The organism is Psychrobacter sp. R86515 (genome assembly GCF_042466315.1).
In the GTDB taxonomy this organism is placed as follows: domain Bacteria; phylum Pseudomonadota; class Gammaproteobacteria; order Pseudomonadales; family Moraxellaceae; genus Psychrobacter.
Genome location: NZ_JAXHCC010000001.1, coordinates 2238969 through 2262079, shown reverse-complemented (window position 1 = coordinate 2262079; position 23111 = coordinate 2238969). Strand labels below are relative to the sequence as shown.

Genomic DNA, 23111 nt, shown 5'->3' with positions numbered 1-23111 from the left:
TCTCTATACAGCCCACCCTACTCCCAAATATAAGACTATAGTCCTATTTATAAAGGATGCTATTAGCACCTTATCAAGCAACAGCCGTACTTTACCAAACCTAGTATATTTAAAATTGACTCAGTAATTCATTGTAATAGAAATGATTATCATTATAATAACGATTTAAATTACATGCTGGAAATATTCATGCAACTGTCTCGCTTATCTGCTGCTTTGTTCCGTCTTAATTCTCTGAATGTGTCTAGCTATTCTCTACGATTAGCGTCCATACCCTCACGTTTGCTATCAACGAAATCGCTACCTCTAAAAACACTATGTTCAGTCATCATCCTAACCACAAGTCACTCGGCATGGGCGCTAGTAGATGATGCAGATGCTCAAACCACCCCTAATGTGGTACTTGATACTATCGTCGTGACCAGTAGTGCTGATGCGTCAGCAGATGGATTACCTAGCGCGTATGAAGGTGGACAGGTAGCAACAGGTAGCCGCGTTGGACTCTTGGGCAACCAAGACATCATGGATACGCCGTTCTCTACCACCTCATATACCAATGAATATATCACCAATCAACAAGCACATAGTGTGGGTGACCTACTCAAAAAAGATTCTACTGTACGTGTGGCTAGAGGTTTCGGTAATTTTCAAGAAGCGTATTTTATGCGTGGGTTTGTGACCACCTCAGACGATACGATGTTCAATGGTCTATACGGCATACTACCTAGACAATATATCGCAACTGAATTGTTCGAGCGCGTCGAGGTCCAGCGCGGTGCCTCAGCGATGCTAAATGGCGCGGCACCGAGTGGTGGTAACGCAGGCGGTACGATTAACTTATTGCCCAAACGAGCGGACAATGAGCCGCTACGTCAGCTAACGGTTGGCTATGGTCAAGGCGACCAAGGTAAGGTCGCAGTAGATGTCAGTGATCGCTTTGGTAACGATGATGCTATTGGTGTTCGTTTTAATGCTGCTTATCAAGATGGTGACAGCGCTATCGATGATGAATCGTCGACCTTGGGTTTGGCTGCCCTTGGTTTGGACTATAGAGGAGATCAATATCGTCTATCAGCAGATTTAGGCTGGCAAGATAATAAACTATCAGAGACTCGTCCTAGTGTGACGCTTGCTGGTGTCTCTCATGTACCAAAAGCACCAGACGGCTCAAAAAACTGGGCGCAGCCTTGGAGTTATTCAAACGAGGAGGATGTCTTTGGTACGATTCGCGGAGAATATGATTTTAATGAGAGCATTACTGGTTATGGTGCCTACGGTATCAGACATGGTGACGAAGACAACTCGTTAGCCAACCTCACAGTATCTGACGCAGATGGCACTGGCTCAACCTACCGCTTTGATAATGTGCGAGAAGATAAAGTACAAAGTGCTGAGCTTGGTCTGCGTGGTCAATGGCAAACAGGTAAGATTGATCACAACTGGGTACTAGCCGCCGATCTTTATGATCAAGAAGAAAAAGGCGCTTACGCTTTTGACTTTGGTAACCAACTCGCGACCAATTTGTACAGCCCGACAGATTATGACAATGCGTGGTCAGATACCGCTTTCTTTGGCGGAAGTTTTGATGATCCTAAGCGAACGAGTGAAACTCAATTACAGAGTTTTGCGTTTGCAGACACGTTCTCACTGTTTGATGACAAACTAAAAACTACGGTAGGCGTACGTCATCAGAATATCAAAACGACCAGCTACGACTACAATACCCAAGCCAAAACAGCTAGCTATGACGAAAGCGCATGGACACCAAGCGTCGGTATCGTTTATCAGCCAACGATGGACTGGTCTGTATATGGCAACTATATTGAAAGTCTTGCCAAAGGTGCCGCTGCACCATTAGTTGATAATTCTGGCAATGCCATAACCAATGCAGGACAAAACCTAGACCCTTATGTAAGCAAACAAACTGAGCTGGGTGTGAAATATGACAATGGCGTAATCGGTAGTAGTTTTGCCATATTCCATACTGATGAGCCACGAGCCTATATCGATGACAATAGTACCTTTACCGCGACTGGCGAGAACCGCCATCAAGGTGCTGAACTGACTGTCTTTGGTAGCCCAAGTGAAAACATGCGACTTAATGCGGGTGTTACTTACTTAAGTGCTAAGCAAAAAGATACTGGCGATAGTGCATTGGATGGCAACAGCGTTATTGGCCTGCCTACTTTACAGAGTAACGTCAACCTAGAGTATGATTTGGCTGCCGTTGAAGGACTGACATTAACGGGCGATATTATCCACACAGGTGCGCGTTATGCTGATGCCGCCAATACCTTAAAAGTTGATGGCTATACTACCCTAGATTTAGGTGCTCGCTATCGCACTATGCTGGCAGGACAAGACGTTACTCTAAAAGGTATGGTGACCAATGTCACAGGTGAAGACTACTGGCAATCTGTAGGTGGATTACCAGGCTATGGCTATCTAAATGCGGGTGAACCAACGGCCTTAAAAGTATCGGCAACGTTCGATTTTAAGCTTTATTAGTAGGCTTTATTAGGTTTTATAAAAGGGATTAGGCGCGGCCTACTCCCTTTTCTGCTATCAAAAATTTATTTTATTACTGAGTTACTATGTCTTCTCATACCACAGCGTCTTCTCGTACGACTGCTTCTTTATATCATATGATTTGGGCGAATTATCGTCTGCCTTTTCTCAAAGTCATTTTGCTAAATTTGGTCAATGCCGCTGTCAGTGTCGGTATTATTGCCTATATCAATCATACCTTTATTAGTCAGCCAGTATTTGACACTTTATCTTGGCTCAGCTTGGGGCAGTTTTCACTGCTGGTACTATTGCTGCTGGTGACGACGTTTTTGTCACAATATGCCTTAACGCGATTGGGGCACCGATTTGTCTATGAGCTTAGAACCAAACTGGTCAAACAAATCATCGATACCACCGTTCCTCAAATAGATCATTTGGGTAGTGCACGCTTGCTTGCCAGCTTGTCTTCAGATATTCAATCAATTACCGTTGCTTTTGTCCGTATGCCAGAGCTGGTACAAGGTATTATTTTATCTGTTGGCGTTGGGCTATATCTGGGCTGGTTATCGTTGCCATTATTATTCATTGTCATGTTTTGGATTGTGATGACGATTTGGATCAGTACCATATTGGTCAAGCATGTCTATACGCATTTGACCGAGTTGAGAGAGATTAATGACGCTTTATATCAGGACTATCAGTCGATAATAGAAGGTCGAAAAGAGCTAGCTCTTAATCAACACCGAGCAGAAAAACTGTATACAGATGATTTTTTGGCTCATGCTAAATCGTATGAAAAGACCGTAACCAAATCTGATACTTTTCATTTATCAGCGGTGAACTGGTCCAATATTATGATGTTCGCATCGATTGGTATCGTGTTTGCAGTGGCCAATTATCTTGACATACCGATGGGAGTTGCTACTACTTTTTCTTTGACGATTTTGTTTATGCAGTCGCCGCTTCTACATGCGGTTGGCGCTTACCCAACATTACAGACCGCTCAAGTTGCGCTAGAAAAGATACAGTCTTTAGAATTGGCCGAGCATCAGCCGAGCTTTGCGACAGATACTGTTGCACAGGACTGGAAATCTATAACTTTGAATAATATCAATTATCGCTATGTAGGCAGTAGTAGTCATGCACCAGACACAGCAGTTAATGATAATACTCAAAATAGCGATAACAGTGCTAACAATCAAAACCCTGCCAATAACATCTTAAAGTCCGTCAATTTAACCTTGCAACGAGGTGACGTGGTTTTCTTAATCGGTGCGAATGGTAGCGGTAAATCAACTCTTGCCAAAATCATTACTGGTATCTTTACTCCTACTACAGGGACAGTACAAGTCGATGGACATAGCGTCGACTCAGAGAACAATGCCGATTTTAGACAGCTGTTTTCTGCGATTTTTAGCGACCAGCATCTATTTAAGCAACTGATTGGAATTCAAGGCAATGAGCCTGATGCGGCCCTAGTGTCTGACTGGCTGCATAAGCTCAATCTACAAGAAAAAGTTAGCGTATCTGACCATAAACTCTCTACAGATAAGCTGTCGCAAGGTCAGAGAAAACGCTTGGCTATGCTAATCGCCGTCGCCGAACAAAAGGACATATTACTGCTCGATGAGTGGGCAGCCGACCAAGACCCTGCCTTTCGCCGCGTATTTTACCAAACGCTCATCCCTGAGCTAAAAGCCATGGGTAAGACACTGTTTATTATTAGTCATGATGATGGTTATTTTGAGCATGCTGATCGATTATTACTGATGAAAGAAGGCCGTCTCATTGAGCTAAATGCTGAAGAGCGACAGCGTGCTAGCAAAGATGCCATTGCTATGCTCAAGTAAGCAATGCTTTAACTACTAGCATGAACCGATTTATTTCAAGCCCATAAAACGTTTGATCAACTTTAAGCTAAATAGCAGTTAATCTGAGTATTTTTTAAGCAAAAAAAGGAGCGCCTTACTGTAAGGCGCTCTTTTACTATATAAGGAACAACGATATCTTACCGTTCGCTTATTTTAACCATTTCTGTAAAAACCCAACTCGAGAAATCACCAAGAAGTCTAATAGCGCGATAGCTACAATCGTGATAATAGCAGTCGGGAATATGATAGCCACAACTAATAAAGGAATAGCAAGCGGCCACCAGACGGAAACATTTAAGCCGCGAGCTGGTGGGTTTAATCCTACGTTATTACTCGCCTGACGAGGGCGACGCTGCCACCACATGATATAGCCACTGACACAAATAGCGATTACTGCTAGGCAAAACAGCACATTAGCCAGTACGCTCCACCATCCGAGCGTGCCCATATGCAGCGCGATACCAGCCGCCATGAACTTACCAAACGCATTATAGTCGTCAAAATGAATATCAGCTAAGACATTACCCGAATAACGGTCAATATGTACCGTACGATCTGCTGTCGGACTTTTCATATCATAGCTCATTGAATCTTGGCTAATGGTCCAGACGCCTGTACTACCTTGTGGTAGGTTCAATTGATAACGCCCTTCAAAGCCGATTTCACGAGCGTAACGATCCACTGTATCAATCATAATTGGGATATTGGCGGCAATACCATCTTTACCCATGGTCGTGCCTGATACTGGCATTGGCGTCAGCTCAAGTACCCAAGGAACTTCTTTGGTGTCGCTTGAGTTTAGAGCACTGCCATGCGTGGGTGCTTCAGTATGCGCTTCAGACGGTGCCGCACCATGTACATGCGGCGCTGGTGTAGACGCTTGCATAGCAGCATGTTGACTGTGGTCAATCGATACCGGAACAGGCGCAACGCCCCACTTACCCGCAGGAAACTGGCTCCATGCTTGCACCACTCTTTCGCCCCATACACCTGCCCATGCCATACCTGATATACAGAAAAACAGTAGCAGCACAGATATCCAACTGCCCAATGTCGCATGAATCGTACGGATAAAAGAGCGTTTTTTCTTATTGGTTACCCTCTCGTTAGGTATCAACATCGCTTTGACTGATTTACGTTTCTGCCACCACAGATACCAACCAGACAAAATCATCAAAATAGTCAATGATGCCGCCGTTTCTAACAAATAATCACCGACTTTACCAATCAGCAAATCACTGTGAATATCATTGAACGTACTATAAAGACCGCTACTAGTAGGCACACTTTGAACAATATCGGCCGTATAAGGGTTGACTGCCACCATATTGCTTTGGTCGTCTGATTTTATCTGAAATAAAGCCACCGTATCGGTATCACGAGGGGCGATATATTTAACCAGTGTGCTATCAGGCAAGGTGCTCAGCGCGTTCTTTGCTTGAGTAGAGACAGGTGATTGAACCGTAGACTCTGGCACGACAACCGTTAAGCGGTCGTTGTCACGTCCTACTGAGTTGGACATAAACAGCATACCGAGCGCCGTTATCGCCAAGACAACTAAAAAGGGAGCAACAAAGATACCTGCATAAAAATGCCAACGCCACACTGTGAAATAGCGCTGGTTATTGGTGGATTGGTTGGAGGGTGTGTCCATAAATGTGACCTTAAACAATCTTTGGTTGCTCAATGAACAACGTAAACCTATCGATAATCATGGTATATCTGCTTACAAGACCAATCTTAAAAGGTCTCGTAAAGATCTAGCATGACGCCGTACAGTGACGTCGACAGAGCAATGCAAAAATTCTACTGTAAATAATTGTATTCAGAATGCTGCTGCATAATACGAGAAAAGTCTGACAAAAACCATCGTTTAAAATACATCGTTCAAAACAGTAAGTCTGCATGGCTCTATTCGCAATACTCTGTCTTCAGCCTCTTATTAATAGTGCAAATACTTCTCAAAACTGTCTCGTTGTAATTTTTTAATGATAATAATTATCATTAGTGTTATTATTAGCGTCGTTGTAAATTTGCTTTAACTGTTATCAATAATATCTAATCATTTTAGTCCAAGAGGAAATCTGATGCGGTCTCATCTAACCACTAACGTCATTCGCAAAAAATATCTCACCACAGCAGTACAAATTGGCCTGATTATGGGTATGAGTCACGCCGCTTACGCTGTAGAGACGACAAACAATACTGAAAACGATGAGGCTGCTACACCATCAGCCACCTTAGATGCTATTACCGTCTACTCAGATGGCTATCGTAGTACTGGCACCAAAACTGCATTGGACCCAAACGACGCACCAATGAGCTATACCAGAATCGATCAAGACCTGTTGCAAAAGCGTCAGGCAGATAGCGTCAATGCTGCATTACGTTATGAGCCAGGCGTAAGCTCTGAGAGCCGCGGTACGGTATCTGTCTTTGATGAGTACAATATCCGTGGGTTTAAAACCTACTCAAACTTTTATGACGGACTAAGACTGCCCTATGATGGCGCTTGGAATCTGATGCCACAAGTCGATGTCTATGCGACTGAAGCGGTAGAGGTCGTGAAAGGTCCTGCTTCATCCCTCTATGGCTATGCAGCACCCGGTGGTATGGTGAACCAAATAGCCAAAGCTCCTAAAAGCATTCAAGAGAACGAAGTGCAGCTGCGACTTGGCAATCAGAACCTAAAAGAAGTGGCCGTCGATAGTACAGGCCCAATCACAGACACTTTAGATTATCGATTTGTTGCGCTGAAACGCCAAAAAGATGGACAAATGCAAACTACAGAAGAAGAGCGATTGCTGATTAATCCGTCGCTTGAATGGCAGGCAACTGATGATGTTTCTGTACTTGCCAATCTGTTTTATCAAGATGATCCAGAGATGGTACCTTCTACCCCATTGCCTGCTGTCGGCACCGTCTATAAGGCAAGCTATGGCAAGCTTGACAGTGATGCCTATGCAGGCGATAAATGGAATAAATTTAGTAAAGAAGTATTTATGCCAAGCGTCACCGTAAACTGGGATATCAATGACCAGTTAACTTTTAAACATATCATGCGCTATACCGATGCCGAGGCGCAGCAACGCAATATGTATAACAGTGAAGGGTTTGTAGAGGGCAGTGACACGATTCTCAATCGCGTGGCTTATACCACGGATGAGAGCATGAATAACTGGACCACAGACAACCAGCTCGCCTATACATTCGATACGGCCAATACTTCACATAATCTACTGTTCGGTGTTGAGTATCAAGAGACAAATAGCAGCGCGACTTACTATGATGCTGGGGCAGATGGCACGCCAAATCTTGATTTATCTAATCCAGATTATTCACAAATCAATGCTGACACTCTGCCATTAGATGCTTATCGTCAAGAGGAAGATATCGAACAAAGCCAGCTTGGTTTTTATGTACAAGATGAAATGAAATGGAAAGACTGGACTGTAGTGGCAGGCTTACGTCACGATAATTTTGACAGTATCACTGAGCAAACCAAAGCCACTGAAGGCGTCATCTATAGCGACAAAACAATTGACAATGATGCCTCAGAAACCAGTGGTCGTTTCGCTGCGATTTATGACTTTGGTAATGGCTTCTCCCCTTATGCCAGCTACTCGCAGTCGTTCCAGCCTGTGGTCGGTAGTAACTTTATTACCAATGAACCATTTAAGCCAACCACTGCCGATCAAGTAGAAGCTGGGGTGAAGTACTTGTCAAAAGATCGTGCCACTCAAGGAACGCTTGCCGTATTTGATATCACACAAAAAAACGTCGTAGTAGCGGATGAAATCAACTACAGAAGCCAAACGCAAACTGGTGAAATTGAATCAAAAGGCTTTGAGATATCAGGCAGTCGTATGCTCAATGACTGGGTAGATCTCGCGGCAAGCTACAGCTACACCGATGCTGAGATCACAGAAGATGAGTTCAACCCTGATGTAGTCGGTAATACCCCTGCCCAAACTGCCAAACACAAAGCCACGCTATGGGCAGACTACTATGCTACGGACAAACTCACTCTAAATGCTGGCATTCGCTACGAAGACGGCATGCAGATTGACAAGCAAAACTCTGATGACTTACCAAGTGTGACGCTGGTAGATGTCGGCGGCAGCTATCAGATAAACCCTATGCTGGCTGTGGGTGCTAGTATCAACAATCTATTTGATAAGACCTATGTTGGTGCTTGTTACGATATCAATAACTGCTGGATGGGACCTGAACGTCAAATGTCAGTCAGCCTAAAAGCCAATTTTTAATCAAATTTACAAGCAGCGGGTTGGTGCTATTAGTAAGCTAACCCGTTTTTAGAAGGAAAGCACAATATGGCAAAACCTACTCCAAGAGTACTAGAAGTTATTGGCACTAGATACATTACGCCAAATATGTGCCGTGTCACGCTTGGCGGTGCTGGCATGGTTGATTTCCCTATCGATCAAGAAAGTGCTTATATCAAACTGATATTCCCTCAAGATGCAGGTAGCCGCCCACTGATGCGTACTTATACGGTGAGCGTGCAACGTGATGATGAAATAGATGTTGATTTTGCTTTACATGAGACGGAAGGACCTGCATCGGCATGGGCACGAAATGCGCAAGTCGGCGATCAAATTTTAATAGGTGGTCCAGGGCCAAAGAAACTCATTAACAATGAAGCAGATTGGTTTTTATTAGTCGGCGATATGACCGCGCTACCAGCGATTACGGTCAACCTAGCCCAGTTGCCTATTGATGCTCATGGTTACGCAGTACTTGAAGTGACGACTGAGGCAGATCGTCAGACGCTCAAAAAACCAGAGAACGTTGAGATACATTGGGTGATTAATGCCCATCCAAATGCAGACGATAGCCCTTTACTGAGCTGTGTTAAATCATTGAACTGGCTTGATGGTCAACCTGCTGTTTGGGCTGCGTGTGAGTTCCATAGTATGCGTGCACTGCGCCAGTACTTTAAAGTTGAGTGCGCAATACCAAAGACGCATTTATATGTTTCTAGCTACTGGAAAGTCGATAACACAGAGGATCAGCATAAAATCGTCAAAAGTCAGGATGCGCAAACGGAAGAGCAATAAATATCTACTTTCAAATCAAAAAAGGAGGGGCTAAGATTAGCCCCTCCTTTTTTATAGCCTACTATTTATCACAATTCAGCGGTCTTCATATTACCTTCTTTCACTTTACTAATCGTCAGCCCCGTAAACCCAAATAGCAGTGTCAATAGCAATGACAAGTAACAGAAGAACGCATAAGGTAGATAGTCTAATACCGGTACCCCTAGCGCCTGACTGATAAACACCCCGCACACGCTCCAAGGCACTAATGGATTAATCACCGTTCCCGCATCCTCAATCGTCCGCGACAAATTCTTAGGATGTAGGTGTAGACGCTCAAACGTCGAGCGAAATGCCGTACCTGATAGTAGAATACTCAAGTACTGCTCACCAATCAGCACGTTAATGCTTAGTGCCGACATCGCTGCCGCAAAGATAGCTCTTCCTGAAGTCGTGAGTGTATCCTTAATACCAGATAGCAGTGCTGGCAAAATCCCTAGTGCCGTTAATAACCCACCTAAGCTTAATGCCAGTATCACAATCGCCTGAGTAAAGAACATACTCTGTACACCGCCACGTGACAGCATACCACCTACCTCACCCAACTCTAATGACTCAGCAGGGGCATAGCCTGCAAACAGATAACCACCCAATTGACCAAAGCTTGGTGAACTATGGATATAAGTAATAATCAGTGCCACTGCTATAGTACAGATAATCGTATAGATCGCATTGACCCGAAACAGTGCTAACCCAACCAATACCACAAACGGCAATACCGAGTACCCATGCACCAGACCACTGTCTATCAGCTGACCTTGCAATATAGTCACTTGACTCAGATCAGCACTAGTCGTTTGTCCTGAGAACATCCAAAACAAGATCACCGTGAGTATCCACGCAGGGACTGTCGTATACATCATATTGCGAATGTGCTCAAACAGATCGATACCAACGACAGAGGAAGCAATAGTACAGGTATCAGATAATGGCGACATCTTATCACCAAAGAACGCCCCTGATACCACTGCCCCTGCTGCTATCGCCACATTGGCATCAAAGGCATTACTCATACCAATAAAGGCAACACCCAATGTCGCAGCAGTCGTCAAACTACTACCCAAGGCAATACCGATAATGGAGGTTAGGACAAAGGCGGAGATATAATAATACTCAGGTGAGATAAGCTGAAAGCCTACATACATCAGTGTGGGAATCGCTCCTGACATCATCAGAGCCGCAACCATCAGTCCAATAAAGAAGAACAAATAGATGGCACCAATACCGCGCATGACACCTGAGGCCATTTGCGCTTGCATGTCATCAAAGCTGAGACCTTTGTACATACCGATAGCCAGTAGCACACAGATGGCGAGGATAAGAGACAGATGAGGCACCCAGCCAAAGCCGATCATGGTGATACCCATGATACCGATGACGATGGCGGATATAATAAAAGCGAGCTTGGCACTGATTAATGTGAGGGGTTTTGGTGGCATGACACATCCTTAAAATGCCAGTAAATACTGGCACTAAATTGGGTTTGATTTTAATTTTAGTGACTTGCTAGTGAAGCAATCTATTACTTATCGATTAAGTCATCGGTCTTAGCTGCCATAACAAAATCATTGCGATGCAAACCCTTGATGCTATGCGACCACCAAGTGACCGTAGCCTTACCCCACTCTACCAATATACCCGGATGATGTCCTTCTGCTTCAGCGATGTCTGCCAGTTGATTGGCAAATGCCATTGCTGAGACGAAGTTTTTAAATTTATACTGACGCTGCAATTGCTGAATACCATCCACCTCAATTAGTGACCAATCAGGAATTTGCGGTAAGAGTTCTTTTGCTTCAGCCTCATCAACTTTCGGTGCGCCAATGCGGCAAGCTTCGCAGCTGTTTTGTGATAGTGCTGTCATAATAAAATCCTTTTATAGTGGCTATTTTCGATGTCTGTTTTGATAGCTATTTTCTAATACTTGTACATTGATGTTGATATAGCTGTATTGCTATCTCAATACTTCGTACTGAAGCGATGGTTTTCATGTTTAATTTTGAATTAACGTTTTTAACGGGTTTTTTCTGGATAGGTCGGCTCAAATAGTCCAAGCGACATAGCTTTTTTGACCGCACCCATGATGTCACTATTGACGATATCAAATAAGGTATCTAATTCATCGATGACATAGTAGATCGGCTGTATCTGATCAATACGATAAGGCGTCCGCAACACATCGAGCAAATCAAACGCTCGGTGCTCAGGTTGCGGTTTAGGCTGATGCTGTGTTGTATATTGAAGGTTTGATTGCTCTTGTGCTGTATGATCAAGTGCATAAACCGTTTCAGAAGGCGAGCTCAATATACCGCCGCCATAGATTCTACGATTTTCTACGCGACTGCCGACCAATCCAAACTCAATGGTAAACCAATATAGTCGTGCTAAAAACCAGCGCTCTTCTTTCGTTGCGCTAAGGCCAAGCTTACCATATGTTTCATTAAAGGCTGCAAACGCAGGATGGGTCAATAGCGGGCAATGCCCAACGATTTCATGAAAAATATCAGGCTCTTCAATATAATCCATATCATCGAATCGACGAATAAACGTCGCCACGGGAAAGGACTTATTGGCCAGTAATTTAAAGAATTTACCAAAGCTGATTAATGCAGGCACAGCGGCGGTCTGCCAACCTGTGGTCGCTTGTAATACCTCATCGATATCATGTAACTGCGGGATATGCGTCGTCGGTAAGTTCAACTTAGTCAAACCCTCTAAATATGCAGTACATGCACGATTGGGCGTTTGTTCCGCTTGACGTGCCAGCAGCGCTCGCCACATCGCATGCTCATCATCACTATAGTGAATACGACCATGGTTATCGGGCTGGTGTGAGATATAGGGCTGTTTTTTATTTGTTGCGTTAGAATGACTGGACGCATTGTCGCTTTGCTTATTAGTCGCAACGCTATTGGTACCGATGGCAGTATTAAGAGAATCTATCTGTGATAGGCGTTCCATGCCTGTATTCCTTTTATCGCAATGAGAGCATTACCTTTGCAATATGCTTTTAGGTAATGCACTTATTAAGGACAACACAAACTCCCTTTGTCTTGTCCATTGATTAAATGTGGTCTAAGCGTTAGGTAGCTTTATAGCGTTTCAGTCTCTGGCTGACCGACTGTGCCGCGACGTACTTGGTCGCGCTCTATCGACTCAAACAACGCTTTAAAGTTACCTTCACCAAAGCCATCGGCATAATCGCCTTTACGCTGAATAAACTCAAAGAAAACTGGGCTACCCAAAATAGTTTCAGAGAAAATCTGTAGTAGCAGACGCGGTGCACCGCCTTCTGTTGTGCCGTCTAACAAGATACCGCGCGTTTGCAAGTCAGCAACATTTTCACCATGGTTTGGCAAACGCTCGCTCAGCATTTCATAGTAAGCAGCATTTGGTGCGGTCATAAGCGGAATACCAGCCGCTTTTAGCTTATCAATACTGGCAAACAAGTCATCACTGGCTAGCGCAATGTGCTGAATACCTTCGCCATTGAAGTGCATTAAGTACTCTTCGATTTGACCACCGCCCTGTTTGGCTTCTTCATTCAGTGGAATACGGATTTTTCCATCAGGTGCGGTCATGGCTTTACTAGTTAGTCCCGTGTACTCACCTTTGATATCAAAGTAGCGAATCTCGCGGAAATTAAAGATACGCTCATAGAATTTTGCCCAGTACGCCATGCGTCCACGATAGACGTTATGCGTTAAATGGTCGATGACTTTAAAACCGTACCCGACAGGGTTTCTGTCGATATCTGCAAAGAACTCAAAGTCGACATCATAGATAGATTCGCCATCTTTATAACGGTCAATCAAATAGATTAATGAGCCGCCGATGCCTTTGATAGCTGGCAATCTAAGCTCCATTACTCCAGTTGGTACGTCTACTGGCTGTGCGCCCATTTCAACCGCACGCTCATACGCTTTTTTGGCATCTTTTACCCGAAAGCCCATACTACAAGCACCAGCGCCATGCTCTTCAACGAAGTAACTGGCTTGGCTTTTTGGCTCGCGGTTTAGGATAAGGTTGATATCGCCTTGGCGATATAGCGCAACGTCTTTTGAACGATGATTGGCGACATGGGCAAAACCAAGCTGCTTAAACAATGCGTCGACTGCATCAGGCTGCGGAGAAGCAAACTCGACAAAATCAAATCCATTTAGTCCCATTGGGTTGTCAAATAAATCTGCCATTGTAATTATCCTTAATTTCAATTGGTAATAGAAAATCGATGAGTAGTAAAAGTCGATTAATAGTAAAAGTCTATAAAACGATTAATAATCAATCTTTATTGTTGACGTTGTATTTATATTAGATTAGCTTTATTTATAAGACTAATTGTTTTTTATGATTTATTTATCAGGTTTACTTATGAATATCAGCATTCGCCAATTGACCGCATTTATCAAAGTCGCTGACAACGGCAGCTTTACTCGTGCCAGCGAACAGATGTATTTGACTCAATCTGCTGTTAGTGGATTGATTAAGGAATTAGAGACTGGCCTCGGTATCGTGCTGTTTGATCGAACCACTCGCCAGTTGTCTCTGTCAGCAGTCGGACGGCATCTACTACCACAAGCGCGGCGCATATTGAATGAGATGCAGCTGTTTGAAAATGAAGCGAGTAGCTTGACCAGCTTAGCTCAAGGTCAGGTGCGCTTGGCGGTATCACAGTTTGCAGCATCTTCCCTACCCGCAGTCATTGCTCAATTTGCCAAAGAGTATCCAAATATAGGCGTCTCACTATTGGACTGCTCAGCCGAGAATTTGCTTAAGCATATTCAGGATATCGAAGTCGATTTAGGCGTTGGTACTGAGCTTGGTTTTATAGAAACTGAAGATGATATCGGTGCTGACCTGCTGTATCAGCTACCTTTTTGCGTGGTTATGCCAGACAATCATGCGTTGGCACAAAGAGATGAAATTACTTGGCAAGATTTATTAGAAACGCCGCTGATTACTTTACAAGGTCCGTTCCTAGATCAAGTAACCGCAGAACTCGACGACTCTATCTCCGCTCATGTGCAACAAGCCCGCTACAAGGTGAATTTTATGTCCACCGCGCTTGAGATGACGCGCCAAGGCTTTGGTATTACGCTGTGTCTGCCCTATATGCCTGAAGTTATTGATTGGGTCAGCGCCAATGGTCTGCTGATGCGACCACTCACTCAACCAGTCAAAATGCGGCAATTTTTTATCTATCAGCGTGCCTCACGGGCGCTCTCTCCAGCGACCATTGCCTTTAAGCAGTTTTTGCAAACGTATTTTGCGACCCATTATAACGACCTACATCACTCTGACTCATCGTCTAGCGAATGACGTATAGCATGTCAAATGCGCTTGATAAGCATAGAAACAATCTATTTGGCTATTTATTTTATTAATTACTGCATATAACCCACTCTCGTGTTGAGTTCAGCCGCGATTTGCTCTATGATTTTCGGCTGCTCGATTTATATTTTTATAAGGAAATGGCATGTTTGAACGTATCGATTATTACGCTGGTGATCCAATCTTAGGTCTTATGGAAAAATACTCAGCAGATAGCAATCCTAACAAGGTCAATTTAGGTATTGGTATTTATTATGATGAGAGTGGCGTATTGCCTGTACTTGACTGTGTAAAAACAGCCGAAGAGCGTATTGCTGATCCTATCGCACCGCGTCCATACCTGCCAATGGCAGGCCTACCAGGCCACCGTAAAGGCTGTCAGGAATTACTATTTGGTAAAGACGCCCAGATTTTAAAAGACGGCTTGGTCGCTACTATCGCTACAATCGGTGGTTCTGGCGCATTGAAAGTTGGTGCTGAGTTTATCCATGACTGGTTCCCACAAGCTAAGTGCTATGTGAGCGATCCAACATGGGGCAACCATATTGCTATCTTTGAAGGCTCTGATGTAGAAGTTGGTAAATACCCGTACTACGACAAAGCCAACAGCAGCATCAAATTCGATGAAATGATTGCGTTTTTTGAAACATTAAACAAAAATGACGTCATTTTGCTACACCCATGCTGCCACAACCCAACTGGTATGGATTTGACCCAAGCGCAATGGGACACTGTACTCAACGTCGTGAAGGCGCGTGAGCTGATTCCATTCATGGACATCGCTTATCAAGGGTTTGGCGAAGACATGGACAGCGATGCTTACGCTATTCGTAAAGCGGTTGAGATGGGCTTGCCATTGTTTGTTAGCAACTCATTCTCTAAAAACTTATCGCTATATGGCGAGCGTGTCGGTGGCCTATCAGTTGTCTGCCCAACCGTAGACGAGACCGATCGCGTATTCGGTCAGCTAAACGCAACCGTACGCCGTATTTACTCAAGCCCGCCATCACATGGTGGACGCGTGGTCGATATCGTCATGAATGATGAAGCACTACATGAGCAATGGGTTGGCGAAGTTTATGCGATGCGCGACCGTATCAAAGCGATGCGCCTAAAACTAAAGTCAGTGTTAGAAGCTAAAATCCCTAACCGTAACTTTGATTACATCACCCGTCAAAACGGTATGTTTAGCTTTACTGGCTTGACGCCTGAGCAAGTCGAACGCCTACAGACCGAGTTTGGTATCTATATGGTTTCTAACTCACGTATGTGTGTGGCTGGCCTAAATACCAGCAACATCGACTATGTGGCCAATGCCATGGCAGACGTCTTAAAAGATTAATTAGTCCAAGTTACTTAACATATTACTCAATATGTAACTTTATAAAAAATAAACATAGATAAGAAAGGCTGAGCGACTGCTCGGCCTTTTTTTATGCCTAGCATTTAATCAAAGTTATTTCGTCAGAACTATTTTATTAAAATCATCTAGTCAGAACCGTTTAGCTAAAACCCTTTAGTCAAAACAACGACAACCACTTTTCAAAGCAGCCTTTTTACGAAAGACATTGCACAAAAAACTTGCAATCCATATATCAATAAATTACATTATACGTAAGTGATTAATTATAACGTAATTCATAATGTATATTAGCAAGGAGCAAATCATGTCAACGACTGACAGCACACTCACGTCTTTTATCGATATCGCTGCTGACTCTGACTTTTCTATTCACAATCTCCCTTATGGCATCTTTAGCGAAACTAAAGACGCTGCTGGTGATAAAAATCGCCGTGCAGGCGTTGCCATTGGTGAGCATGTACTGGATCTATCTGTACTTGAAGCCGAAGGATTATTAAGTTTAGACGGTGGTCCGTATTTTAACCAGTCCACTCTAAATGCTTTTATTGATTCTGGTCGAGACAATTGGACGCAGGCACGCTCGACTATTCAAACGCTACTATCTAATGACAATGACACCTTACGTGACAATACCGACTTGCAAAAAAAGGCGCTGTTCAAGCGAGCAGACGTCACCATGCACTTACCTGTGCAAGTACCGGGCTTTACCGATTTCTATTCATCGAAAGAGCACGCGACCAACGTCGGCACCATGTTCCGCGATCCAAACAACGCCCTGCTACCTAACTGGACCGAAATGCCTGTTGGTTATAATGGACGCGCCAGTACCGTCATCGTTAGCGGGACGGATATCGTACGTCCATCAGGTCAGCTAAAGCCTAGCCCTGATGAGCGTCCTATCTTCTCAGCCTGTAAGCGCTTGGATTTTGAGCTAGAGACCGCATTTGTCGTTGGTAAAGGCAATCATATCGGTCAACCAATTGCGGTGGATGAAGCCTCTGATCATATCTTTGGCATGGTGTTGCTCAATGATTGGTCAGCACGAGATATCCAAAAATGGGAATACGTGCCATTAGGTCCATTTAATGCCAAGACCTTTGCCTCCGAGGTTTCTCCTTGGATTGTCACTATGGATGCGTTGGCTCCGTTTAAAACAGCTTGCCCAACTCAAGAACCCAAGCCACTCGCTTATTTAAATGAAAAATCGAGCGACAACAGCTTTGATATCAACCTATCAGTTGAGTTACTACCTGAAAATTCGGAAACAGCGACGGTCATTTGTGAGACCAACTTCAAATACATGTACTGGTCCATGGCACAGCAGCTCACCCACCACACCATCACTGGCTGTAAAGTAGAAGTCGGTGACATGATGGGTTCAGGTACGATTTCAGGGCCAACGCCTGATTCTTATGGCTCGATGCTAGAGATTGCTTGGAATGCTACCAAACCAGTCACACTAAAAGGTGGCGAAACACGCAGCTTCATCGAAGATGGTGACACGGTCATCATGAGAGGCTATAGCGAAAAAGACGGCATCCGTGTTGGTTTTGGTGAAGTACGCGGCAAAGTACTACCAGCGCTGAGCTTTGATTTTGACAAGTAGCATTTGGAAAGTAATGACTGATAAATAGCATTTAAGAAATAACATAGATAGAGAAATAGCAAAATAGGCGTGAAAATTCTCATGCAGGCTGATAGGAAGACAAACGCATTCACCTACTCATCGTTATGTGAATACAGCCAAATGAGTGACACGCCTTATCAAAAGGACATTGATATGAGCTTTCAAATTGAGAAAATCCATCATGTGGCTTACCGCTGCAAAGATGCCAAAGAAACTGTCGAATGGTATAAAAAAAATCTAAACATGGATTTCATTTTAGCATTCGCAGAAGACCATGTGCCTTCGACAAAAGCCTTTGACCCATATATGCATGTTTTTTTGGACGCTGGTAATGGTAATGTTTTAGCATTTTTCGAAGTACCCAACCAACCTGAAATGGGCTTTGATCCAAATACCCCAAGCTGGGTGCAGCATTTAGCGCTAAAGGTTAAGGACCGCCATGAATTAATCGTTGCCAAAGAACATTTAGAAAATGCAGGCATTGATGTCATTGGCGTGACCAATCACGGTATATTCCACTCGATTTACTTCTTTGATCCCAACGGTCATCGTCTAGAGCTGACCTATGACGATCCAACTTCAGAAGACAAAGTATCGATGATTACAGATGCCATCAAGCAAGACATGCTAGATGAGTGGTCTCGTACTAAACGCGCCCCAGCACATACACAGTTTCTGCATAGTGATGAGCTGGCTGAGGCACGCGAAGTTGCTCCTGTCGGCGAGTAACTCCCCTATCATTCTGTTTGCTACTTTTTTACATGATCAGTTAATCATCGCTTTAATCATAAAAGTGCTAATTGACGACATACCCTAGGTGTCAATAGGTAGTAAACAATACCGAACCCTATCTAACCATCATGAAAGGATTCTATGATGAAAATAAGAACCCCGCTAGGAATACTCTTAGCCGCCTCGCTTGCGATGACTGGCTGCTCCAATAACGACCAAGTAGCAGGCGCGTCTACAGATGCAGGTAAAGTGACGACATTGCGGTTCTCGCATTTTATGACTGCCACTGACAATATAAACACCGAAGCGTTAGAGCCATGGGCAAAAAAAATTGAAGCAGATTCAAAAGGCCGATTAAAGGTTGAGATCTACCCTTCTGCAACGCTCAGCAAACCAGGTGCTACCTATGACGCTACGGCGAAAGGTAGCGTGGATATTGGTATGCAAGCGCAGGGATATACAGCAGGACGATTTCCTTTAACGCAAATTGTAGAGCTGCCGGGTATCACAAATACCGCACAGCAGCAGAGCTGTATACTTCATAAGCTATATGATGACGGTATCATTAAAGACGAGTATGAAGACACGCACTTGCTCGCGCTGATAGGCACTGGACAAGGTGCACTTCATACGGTTGATAAACCGATTCGCACGCCAGCTGATATGAAAGGTCTCCGTATTCGCCAACCTTCTGCGGTTGCTAGCCACATTATCGAGGCCACTGGTGCTGCACCTGTCGGCATGCCTGCCAGTGATACCTATCCCTCTCTGCAGCGCGGTGTCATTGATGGGCTCAGCTTTACTTGGCAACCCATTCAAGCGTTTCGCCTTGATGAGCTGATCAATACGCACACCAACATCCCTTTTTATAATTCCACCTTTGTGATTAGCATGAACAAAGAGAAATATAACAGCTTGCCTGATGACCTCAAAAAAGTGATTGATGATAATTCTGGCCCAGAGCTGGCAGCGCATATCTCTAAAGTATTTGACGTCAGCAATGCCAAAGCAATGGCCGCTGCCAAAGAAAAAGGCGATATTATGATTGATATCCCTGATCCACTTAATGATCCAGATTGGAGAGGCCCATTGATGGAAGGTTCTCAACATTACCTTGATGAAGTGAATGCGACTGGCCTAGATGCTGACAACGTATACGAAAAAGCAAAAGCGGCCAGTAGCGCCTGTATGGTTTAGAGGATGAATTGAAGGCTCGCCCTAGCTTATAGCACCATATACTAGCTAGGCAATTTGATAACGCTGCGCTATCGCCAGTATTTGCTTAACCACGTTATGTTGCTCACTCATAGGCAATTGCTCTGTCGTTCCAATGATAGTGATGGCATATTCTAGTGGTAGATCTTCACTAGCAACTTTATCACTACTTGTGGATGGTTTAGCAGCACTACTGGCAAGCTGTGGCAATATGACAGGTATCGTAATGGCATTGATCCCCATGAGCATATCGCCCGTCACTGTCGCATAGCCTTGCATACGTATTTTGGCTTGCAGCTGGGTAAAGTGCTGCCATTTCTCGGTCATATCTACGGTAGTATTACTCGTATGCCACTCAGCTGTGACCAATGGCTGAATGACGGCATCAGGTTGATAACTGGCAAATAACTGCCCTGTGGCCGATGTCGTCAGAGGCATACGTGAGCCGATGCGAGTAATGATACTAATCGGACTGTCTGGCTCAACGGACTGAATAATAATAGGGCCTTCGCTAAACCATTTGGCGATTTGCACACCGCAGTTTAAGGTGTCTTTGACTTCATTAGCCACTTGCGTGAGACGTGCCAAAAGATTGTTTTGGTTGAGTCCAGTATGTCCTAGTGATGCCAATGCATTGACTCTATCGCCAAGCCCATAGCGCCCATCATCAAGCTTACGCGCGTAGTTTTTGCGGATGAGGCTGACCAAGTAGCGATGGGATTTTGCTGGATGCATTTGCATGGCTTCAGCGATATCTTTTAACATCATAGGCTCATTGCGGTCGATCAGCACATCGAGTATCGACAGCCCAATCTCAAGCGACTGAACCCCACTTTGGTTTTTACTGCTGATAGAACTGTCTACAAGGGTTTTGTCTGCTGGCATGATTTGCTCGATTCTGGTGTGCTTGGTTATTTTTAATGATGGTTTGCTTGTTAGTGGTTTGTTCAATAAGGGTTTACCCGATCAAATATCACTGAGATACAGCCCCTACTTCATAATATTTATCTTTTTGGAAACACATCTACATAAGGACATGAATAATGATGACACTTTATGGCTACTTTCGTAGTAGCACTTCTTACCGCACTCGTATCGCGATGAACCTAAAAGGCTTGGATTACGATGATATCACGATCAATCTGGCTCAGGATGAACAGTTAGAGTCTGCCTTTAAAGCCATTAATCCGCAAGGATTAGTACCTGTCCTACAAGCTGACGATTTATTATTATATCAAAGTCCAGCTATCTTGGAGTGGTTAGAAGAGGTCTACCCTGAGCACGCACTATTACCTAAAGATGCTGCTGGGCGTATGCAGGTACGCGCGCTGAGTGCCATGATTGGTTGCGACATCCATCCAATTAATAATCGCCGCATTTTGCAGTACCTGCGTAATGAGCTGTCAGTAAACGAGGAAGATGTGATTGCATGGTGCAATCGCTGGATCAGTGAAGGTTTTGCCGCTTTAGAGACACGTTTGGCGGCGGATAACAATCGCGGACAGTTCTGCCATGGGGACAGTCCTACTCTCGCAGATTGTTATTTGATTCCGCAAGTCTCTTCTGCTCGCCGCTTCAAAGTAGATTTGAGCGCTTATCCCAATATCGTCGCCATTGATACTCATTGCCGTACACTAAAGGCATTTTCAGATGCCGACCCTATGATGCAGCCTGATGCGCCGAAACGTGATGCCTAATTTAAGACAGTTTTTATAGGATACCTATCTTTATAGAATATTTATCTTCTCAGCCAAATATTAAGTGACTTAGAATTAACACTTAATATTTGGTCTAGCTTTATTCTTCACACCTTCATATTTTCGCAGCTTAACCTCTAGCTTTATCGCTAAATTTTGCCTCATTGATTATTATTTATTCAATTTTTACAATATAATTTTTAATATATTCATATTAACGGTTGTATGGTGGGCAGCTGTTGGTTATTCTTTATATAAGCATTTGTCATCGCTCAAATTTGTACTTTATCAGCTGTAGAAAAAAAGTACTGTCTTATTCATCACAATAAGGTTGAACAATATGAATGATATATCCTCAGCAGAGATAACCACCCTACCATCGGATGCAGCAAACAAAATTTATGCGTCAGCAATCATGTTTAGAGATGAAACAGAAAGCGCTAGAAAAATTGCGCCCGTGGTAGTCAATAAACTTTCAGAATTTGCATTATTTAGAATGGGGCTGCCTAAATCGTTAGGAGGATGGGCAGGCAATCCAGTAGAAACGCTAAAAACTTATGAGACCTTGGCCAGTGCTGAGGCCTCCGTTGCTTGGATCGTTTGGAACAACCATTTGGCCTGTACATTCGGTCGATTTTTGGACGAGTCCAGCATGAAAGAAGTATATAGCGACCCCTCTCATATTTATGCCAATTCCGCACGTCCTGAAGGCGTGGCCCAAACAGTAGATAATGGCTATATGGTATCAGGACAATGGACACTCGTCTCTGGATGCCAATTGGCTGACTGGTTTGTGCTCCGTTGTCTCGTTATCTCCGAAAGCTCTCCTACGACCCTTGGTCCAGGTGCAAATTTAAAGCTATTTTTTATTCCTAAAAAAGATGTAAAAATCATTGATACGTGGGATGTGGGCGGTTTGAATGGCACAGGTAGCCACGATATAGTCGTCAAAGACGCTTTTGTCAAAGAGGCTTATGCAGTTGACTTTGATAGTCCTGTGTCTATCGATACTGCCTACAGTCGTCTGCCTATCGGTTGTATCAATGCTGCTGGCTGTGCGGCGATGGCGCTAGGCGTATTAAAAGCCGCCATGGATGACTTGGTTGATATGTGCCTTGAAAGAGTAACACCTGGTAAGAGTCCAGATCTACGCGACCGTGCAACGGTACAGGCTACCATTGCTAAGAGTAAAACAATACTGGCATCGAAACGCGCCCAACTGCATCATAGTGTCGAGGTACTATGGAAAGAGGCACAGCAGCAGAACACCTTTACTGATATACAGCTTGCCGATGTATGGGCAGCATCTTGTGAAGCCGCAAGAGAAGCTCGCGACATGGTATCTGAGGTTTATGCAGTAGCTGGCACAGCCTCCTTATACAAAAAGCATAAGATAGAAAGGGCGCATAGAGACATTCATGCGATTTTGCAGCATGGCATCATTCAACCTCACTGGATGAATCAAGCAGGTATGGCTTATATTGGACTGACTCCGAATGGCGCAATGTTCAGAATATAGAAGCCTTTAATTAGAAATAATAAGAGCTTGTGAGATACAATTTACAAGCGCTTATTCTTGTGTATCGATAGCTTTATTATCTTGATTGTTTATCTTTAAGCCGTAAAAAAGCAAGACATCCAATGTCT

At 44.0% G+C, this 23111-nt stretch carries 17 protein-coding genes; 11 read left to right on the top strand and 6 right to left on the bottom strand.

Translation table 11 applies throughout. The features are described from left to right. Positions 1 to 189: 189 nt before the first annotated feature. Entirely contained in the window at positions 190 to 2508 is a 2319-nt protein-coding gene (locus SJY28_RS09420) for a TonB-dependent receptor (RefSeq protein ID WP_379544241.1), read from the top strand. Between the two features lie 86 nt (positions 2509 to 2594). Then, positions 2595 to 4358: a multidrug ABC transporter permease/ATP-binding protein gene (locus SJY28_RS09415; RefSeq protein ID WP_379544240.1), complete on the top strand. Its 1764-nt coding sequence runs from the start codon at positions 2595 to 2597 to the stop codon at positions 4356 to 4358. 169 nt (positions 4359 to 4527) lie between these two features. Here the strand turns inward: SJY28_RS09415 and SJY28_RS09410 are convergent, their stop codons facing one another. Then, positions 4528 to 6033 carry a PepSY-associated TM helix domain-containing protein gene (locus tag SJY28_RS09410; protein WP_379544239.1) on the bottom strand — a complete coding sequence of 502 codons (1506 nt, stop codon included), beginning with the start codon at positions 6031 to 6033 and terminating at the stop codon, positions 4528 to 4530. Positions 6034 to 6466: 433 nt separating this feature from the next. On the opposite strand from SJY28_RS09410, the gene SJY28_RS09405 reads away from it, so the two are divergent. Both SJY28_RS09405 and SJY28_RS09400 read left to right on the top strand, forming a co-directional pair. Next, complete coding sequence (locus SJY28_RS09405; protein ID WP_379544238.1) at positions 6467 to 8647, top strand: TonB-dependent siderophore receptor; 2181 nt, start codon at positions 6467 to 6469, stop codon at positions 8645 to 8647. Between the two features lie 66 nt (positions 8648 to 8713). Continuing rightward, positions 8714 to 9460 carry a siderophore-interacting protein gene (locus tag SJY28_RS09400; protein WP_379544237.1) on the top strand — a complete coding sequence of 249 codons (747 nt, stop codon included), beginning with the start codon at positions 8714 to 8716 and terminating at the stop codon, positions 9458 to 9460. A 68-nt stretch (positions 9461 to 9528) separates the two neighbouring features. Here SJY28_RS09400 and SJY28_RS09395 read toward each other — a convergent pair whose 3' ends face one another. From SJY28_RS09395 to hppD, 4 genes are all read right to left on the bottom strand, one after another. Beyond that, positions 9529 to 10938 carry a Na+/H+ antiporter NhaC family protein gene (locus SJY28_RS09395; protein WP_379544236.1) on the bottom strand — a complete coding sequence of 470 codons (1410 nt, stop codon included), beginning with the start codon at positions 10936 to 10938 and terminating at the stop codon, positions 9529 to 9531. An 83-nt stretch (positions 10939 to 11021) separates the two neighbouring features. Next, positions 11022 to 11363 carry a 4a-hydroxytetrahydrobiopterin dehydratase gene (locus tag SJY28_RS09390; RefSeq protein ID WP_379544235.1) on the bottom strand — a complete coding sequence of 114 codons (342 nt, stop codon included), beginning with the start codon at positions 11361 to 11363 and terminating at the stop codon, positions 11022 to 11024. A 149-nt stretch (positions 11364 to 11512) separates the two neighbouring features. Then, complete coding sequence (gene phhA / locus SJY28_RS09385; RefSeq protein ID WP_379544234.1) at positions 11513 to 12460, bottom strand: phenylalanine 4-monooxygenase; 948 nt, start codon at positions 12458 to 12460, stop codon at positions 11513 to 11515. A gap of 131 nt (positions 12461 to 12591) precedes the next feature. Then, the gene (gene hppD, locus SJY28_RS09380) at positions 12592 to 13692 is read right to left on the bottom strand and encodes a 4-hydroxyphenylpyruvate dioxygenase (protein ID WP_057759888.1); all 1101 of its coding nucleotides are present in this window, start codon (positions 13690 to 13692) and stop codon (positions 12592 to 12594) included. Positions 13693 to 13870: 178 nt separating this feature from the next. On the opposite strand from hppD, the gene SJY28_RS09375 reads away from it, so the two are divergent. From SJY28_RS09375 to dctP, 5 genes are all read left to right on the top strand, one after another. Beyond that, positions 13871 to 14818 carry a LysR family transcriptional regulator gene (locus tag SJY28_RS09375; protein WP_238052658.1) on the top strand — a complete coding sequence of 316 codons (948 nt, stop codon included), beginning with the start codon at positions 13871 to 13873 and terminating at the stop codon, positions 14816 to 14818. A 157-nt stretch (positions 14819 to 14975) separates the two neighbouring features. Further along, positions 14976 to 16172 carry an aromatic amino acid transaminase gene (locus SJY28_RS09370; protein ID WP_379544233.1) on the top strand — a complete coding sequence of 399 codons (1197 nt, stop codon included), beginning with the start codon at positions 14976 to 14978 and terminating at the stop codon, positions 16170 to 16172. A gap of 325 nt (positions 16173 to 16497) precedes the next feature. Further along, positions 16498 to 17799, top strand: coding sequence for a fumarylacetoacetase (gene fahA / locus SJY28_RS09365; protein WP_379544232.1), 1302 nt, complete (start codon positions 16498 to 16500; stop codon positions 17797 to 17799). 174 nt (positions 17800 to 17973) lie between these two features. Then, positions 17974 to 18549, top strand: coding sequence for a VOC family protein (locus tag SJY28_RS09360; protein ID WP_379544231.1), 576 nt, complete (start codon positions 17974 to 17976; stop codon positions 18547 to 18549). A gap of 147 nt (positions 18550 to 18696) precedes the next feature. Then, positions 18697 to 19749 carry a TRAP transporter substrate-binding protein DctP gene (gene dctP / locus SJY28_RS09355; protein WP_379544230.1) on the top strand — a complete coding sequence of 351 codons (1053 nt, stop codon included), beginning with the start codon at positions 18697 to 18699 and terminating at the stop codon, positions 19747 to 19749. Positions 19750 to 19794: 45 nt separating this feature from the next. Here dctP and SJY28_RS09350 read toward each other — a convergent pair whose 3' ends face one another. Continuing rightward, positions 19795 to 20652: an IclR family transcriptional regulator gene (locus SJY28_RS09350; protein ID WP_379544229.1), complete on the bottom strand. Its 858-nt coding sequence runs from the start codon at positions 20650 to 20652 to the stop codon at positions 19795 to 19797. A 161-nt stretch (positions 20653 to 20813) separates the two neighbouring features. On the opposite strand from SJY28_RS09350, the gene maiA reads away from it, so the two are divergent. Continuing rightward, complete coding sequence (gene maiA, locus SJY28_RS09345) at positions 20814 to 21464, top strand: maleylacetoacetate isomerase (protein WP_379544968.1); 651 nt, start codon at positions 20814 to 20816, stop codon at positions 21462 to 21464. Positions 21465 to 21804: 340 nt separating this feature from the next. Continuing rightward, the gene (locus SJY28_RS09340) at positions 21805 to 22983 is read left to right on the top strand and encodes an acyl-CoA dehydrogenase family protein (protein ID WP_379544228.1); all 1179 of its coding nucleotides are present in this window, start codon (positions 21805 to 21807) and stop codon (positions 22981 to 22983) included. The last annotated feature ends 128 nt before the right edge of the window (positions 22984 to 23111 follow it).

What these genes read in the sequence shown, in the direction of transcription:
- SJY28_RS09375 (WP_238052658.1), top strand. Translation starts at nt 13,871, where the DNA reads ATGAATATCAGCATTCGCCAATTGACCGCATTTATCAAAGTCGCTGAC.
- SJY28_RS09395 (WP_379544236.1), bottom strand. Translation starts at nt 10,938, where the DNA reads ATGCCACCAAAACCCCTCACATTAATCAGTGCCAAGCTCGCTTTTATT.
- SJY28_RS09405 (WP_379544238.1), top strand. Translation starts at nt 6,467, where the DNA reads ATGCGGTCTCATCTAACCACTAACGTCATTCGCAAAAAATATCTCACC.
- phhA (WP_379544234.1), bottom strand. Translation starts at nt 12,460, where the DNA reads ATGGAACGCCTATCACAGATAGATTCTCTTAATACTGCCATCGGTACC.
- SJY28_RS09400 (WP_379544237.1), top strand. Translation starts at nt 8,714, where the DNA reads ATGGCAAAACCTACTCCAAGAGTACTAGAAGTTATTGGCACTAGATAC.
- SJY28_RS09350 (WP_379544229.1), bottom strand. Translation starts at nt 20,652, where the DNA reads ATGCCAGCAGACAAAACCCTTGTAGACAGTTCTATCAGCAGTAAAAAC.
- hppD (WP_057759888.1), bottom strand. Translation starts at nt 13,692, where the DNA reads ATGGCAGATTTATTTGACAACCCAATGGGACTAAATGGATTTGATTTT.
- maiA (WP_379544968.1), top strand. Translation starts at nt 20,814, where the DNA reads ATGACACTTTATGGCTACTTTCGTAGTAGCACTTCTTACCGCACTCGT.
- dctP (WP_379544230.1), top strand. Translation starts at nt 18,697, where the DNA reads ATGAAAATAAGAACCCCGCTAGGAATACTCTTAGCCGCCTCGCTTGCG.
- SJY28_RS09340 (WP_379544228.1), top strand. Translation starts at nt 21,805, where the DNA reads ATGAATGATATATCCTCAGCAGAGATAACCACCCTACCATCGGATGCA.
- SJY28_RS09390 (WP_379544235.1), bottom strand. Translation starts at nt 11,363, where the DNA reads ATGACAGCACTATCACAAAACAGCTGCGAAGCTTGCCGCATTGGCGCA.
- SJY28_RS09410 (WP_379544239.1), bottom strand. Translation starts at nt 6,033, where the DNA reads ATGGACACACCCTCCAACCAATCCACCAATAACCAGCGCTATTTCACA.
- SJY28_RS09420 (WP_379544241.1), top strand. Translation starts at nt 190, where the DNA reads ATGCAACTGTCTCGCTTATCTGCTGCTTTGTTCCGTCTTAATTCTCTG.
- SJY28_RS09415 (WP_379544240.1), top strand. Translation starts at nt 2,595, where the DNA reads ATGTCTTCTCATACCACAGCGTCTTCTCGTACGACTGCTTCTTTATAT.
- SJY28_RS09370 (WP_379544233.1), top strand. Translation starts at nt 14,976, where the DNA reads ATGTTTGAACGTATCGATTATTACGCTGGTGATCCAATCTTAGGTCTT.
- SJY28_RS09360 (WP_379544231.1), top strand. Translation starts at nt 17,974, where the DNA reads ATGAGCTTTCAAATTGAGAAAATCCATCATGTGGCTTACCGCTGCAAA.
- fahA (WP_379544232.1), top strand. Translation starts at nt 16,498, where the DNA reads ATGTCAACGACTGACAGCACACTCACGTCTTTTATCGATATCGCTGCT.